Genomic DNA, 2,946 nt, shown 5'->3' with positions numbered 1-2,946 from the left:
TCTGGGCTTACGACTTCGTCCAGGCCAGGACCCATGATGGGAGAGCACTTAAGATGCTGACAGTGATCGATGAGTTTACCCGCGAATGCCTGGCCATCGAGGTTGCCAGGCGGCTGAGATCCGACGATGTGCTCCAGGTCCCCGCCACCCTTCCCGACCTGCTGGACCAAGTGGACGGTCGGATCGGGATCTTCCTGGCGGACGGCGCATTTGATGGCGAGGCAACCTACAATCTGTTGATCCAGCGCATCCAGCGTCTTCCGTTGCCGGAAGTCGTCGTGCCGCCACGGGCTGGGAGCGTTGAATGAAGCGGTCCGACGAGCGCCCAAGGCCAAAGGGACCGGCACATCGCGACCATAGCTGAGCATGGCCGAATGTCATGGCAGAAGTCGTCAGGTTACAACCGCCATGCTCTCGTGGAGGCGGCCATATCCCGATACAAGCGGATCATCGGTGGCCAGCTCCGCGCCCGGAGTCTGCCTGCTCAAAAGGCGGAGGTGGTGGTCAGCGTCCGGGTGCTCAATAAGATGGCGGAAACCGGCATGCCGGACACGGTACGGGTCATGTGAACATTCTGTCGATGGCCCAGATCGGGATTGGTGACGTTGCTGCACCAAAGCGGGTTATCTGGGAAATGTCGGCTTAAGGGCGGCACCCGACCGCGGGACGCAGTGAAGAGGCGCGTGCTAGGATCGTCCGATGGCGAGTCCAAACGATACGCGCGCGCAATTCGGCCTGCCGATTCTATCCGGTGTTCTGCCGATAAATCGGACCCAAATCCCGGCCGAGATCGTCGCCGGCATCACGCTGGCCGCGCTCGCCATACCCGAGGTCATGGGCTACACGAAGATCGCCGGCACGCCGGTCATCAGCGGCCTCTACACGATTCTCATCCCGATGGCCCTGTTCGCCTGTCTCGCTTCGTCGCGGCATCTCGTCGTCGGCGCCGATTCGGCGACGGCGGCCATACTCGCGAGCGGCATGGTCGGCCTCGCGGCGACGGGGACCGACGAATACTTGGCTCTCGCCGGGCTTCTCGCCTTGATGGTCGGCGGCGGCCTCGTGGTAGCGAGCCTGATCGGATTGGGGTTCATGGCGGACTTCCTGTCACGGACCGTGCTGGTCGGATTCCTGACCGGCGTCGGCATTCAGGTCGCGCTCGGTCAGATCGGCGGCATGCTCGACCTGCCGGGCCATGGCCTGGGCACCGTCCAGAAGATCTGGGAAGACATCCAGTCGATCGGCAACGCTAACTATGCCTCGTTCGCCATCGCGCTCGCCGTCATCGCGGTGATTGTCGGGTCGAAAAAGATATCGAGGAAGATACCCGGCGCCATGATCGCCGTCGTTGGCGCGATTGTCGCAAGCTGGGCGTCGGACCTGGGCACGCAGATGCGCGTGCTCGGTTCTATTCCCAGCGGATTGCCGGAGATCGAGATCCCGGATGTCGAGCTGAGTCTCAAACTGGTCTGGAGCCTGGCGCCGACGGCGCTCGCAATGCTGGTCGTCATCCTGGCCCAGAGCGCCGCGACCGCGCGCGCCTACGCCGTGCGCTATGACGAGCGCTTGAATGAAACCAGCGACCTCGTCGGGCTCGGCATCGCCAATATCGGCGCCGGCCTTTCCGGGACGTTCGTAGTCAACGGCAGCCCGACGAAGACCCAGATGGTCGAGGGCGCCGGCGGACGGACCCAGCTCTCGATGCTCGTGACGGTGGCGGTCGTGCTGCTGGTTCTCCTGTTTCTCACCGAACCACTGACCTACATGCCCGAGGCGGTCCTGTCGGCAATCGTGTTCCTGATCGGCATCGACCTGATCGATGTCAAGGAAATGAAGAGGATCTACGTTGCGCGCCGATCGGAGTTCTGGGTCGCCTTGGTTACCGCCCTGATGGTCGTTTTCTTCGGCGTCGAGAAGGGGGTCATTTTCGCCGTCCTGCTGTCGCTCGTCGTGCACACGCGCCACGGCTATCGGCCGAAGAATTCGGTGCTGGTCCGTGCGGCGCCGGGCCCGTGGCGTGCGCGGCCGCTGACAAGCCGGGCCCAAGCCGCGCCGGGCCTACTCATCTACCGGTTCGCGCACGGCATGTACTATGCGAATGCGGAGCGTCTCTCCGAAGAGGTCCTGGAGCTCGTCGAAACCGCGGACCCGCCCTTGCGCTGGTTCTGTATCGATGTTTCCGCGGTCGACGATGTCGACTATTCAGCGGCGGCGACGCTGCGTTCGCTTCATCAGACGTTGGATGGCAAGGGGATCCGCCTGGTCATCATGCAGGTGCTCGACGATGACCAGGACAGAATCCGAGGCGAGCTCGGCCAATTATTCGACAAGGATGCGTTCTACGACACCCTCGACGAGGTCGTATCGCAGTACGATCGGCAGTGAAAAGCAAGACGGCCAATGAGCAACCACGCGATTGCGAAAGAGACTCCGCTGCGACGGTGGTTCGACCTGCGGCCCGATCGCGCTATCACCGCCTTTTGTCGGCACACGAGCGGAGGGAACTCGACTACAGTCAACCACTCAAGGCGGATCATTCGCTGGTGGCTCTTACAAAATCATTAGATACGATGAGGAACGCGGACACCTCCGAGAAGATCGAAAAATTTGCCGAGAACGGCTTCACGATTCTGATCAGTGTGGAAATAACGTCTGGGATCGGCTTGGCGTTGCAGTCAACCAAATGGCCGATCCGGCAACCGCCGATGCGGCACCAGCAGCAGCGCGTCCAGCGGCGGCGTTTCCGTATGGGACCCGCTGGTCCGGCTCTGGTTCAATGACGGCTCTTGCATCCGGCTCAGGCCGAGCTGGCCAAACCATGTCTGGGCTTACGACTTCGTCCAGGCCAGGACCCATGATGGGAGAGCACTTAAGATGCTGACAGTGATCGATGAGTTTACCCGCGAATGCCTGGCCATCGAGGTTGCCAGGCGGCTGAGATCCGAC

Annotated in this window: 3 protein-coding genes and 2 pseudogenes; all 5 read left to right on the top strand. The window is 62.1% G+C overall.

The features are described 5' to 3' along the window. The 5 genes and pseudogenes from GY791_00750 (at position 1) to GY791_00730 (ending at position 2,946) form a co-directional block, all read left to right on the top strand. A pseudogene (locus GY791_00750) lies at positions 1-134 on the top strand (IS3 family transposase). Positions 135-374: 240 nt separating this feature from the next. Next, the gene (locus GY791_00745; GenBank protein ID MCP4326952.1) at positions 375-569 is read left to right on the top strand and encodes a hypothetical protein; all 195 of its coding nucleotides are present in this window, start codon (positions 375-377) and stop codon (positions 567-569) included. A 130-nt stretch (positions 570-699) separates the two neighbouring features. Further along, a complete protein-coding gene (locus tag GY791_00740) occupies positions 700-2,385 on the top strand; it encodes a SulP family inorganic anion transporter (protein MCP4326951.1) in 1,686 nt (561 codons plus the stop codon). After that, positions 2,382-2,780: a hypothetical protein gene (locus GY791_00735; GenBank protein MCP4326950.1), complete on the top strand. Its 399-nt coding sequence runs from the start codon at positions 2,382-2,384 to the stop codon at positions 2,778-2,780. The genes GY791_00740 and GY791_00735 overlap by 4 nt, the downstream gene beginning before the upstream one ends. Continuing rightward, a pseudogene (locus tag GY791_00730) lies at positions 2,764-2,946 on the top strand (IS3 family transposase). The gene GY791_00735 and the pseudogene GY791_00730 overlap by 17 nt, the downstream one beginning before the upstream one ends.

The sequence above is a fragment of the Alphaproteobacteria bacterium genome (genome assembly GCA_024244705.1).
Classification (GTDB): domain Bacteria; phylum Pseudomonadota; class Alphaproteobacteria; order JAAEOK01; family JAAEOK01; genus JAAEOK01.
Note: the sequence above shows the minus strand (reverse complement) of the source record. Positions and strands in the feature narration are given on the sequence as shown.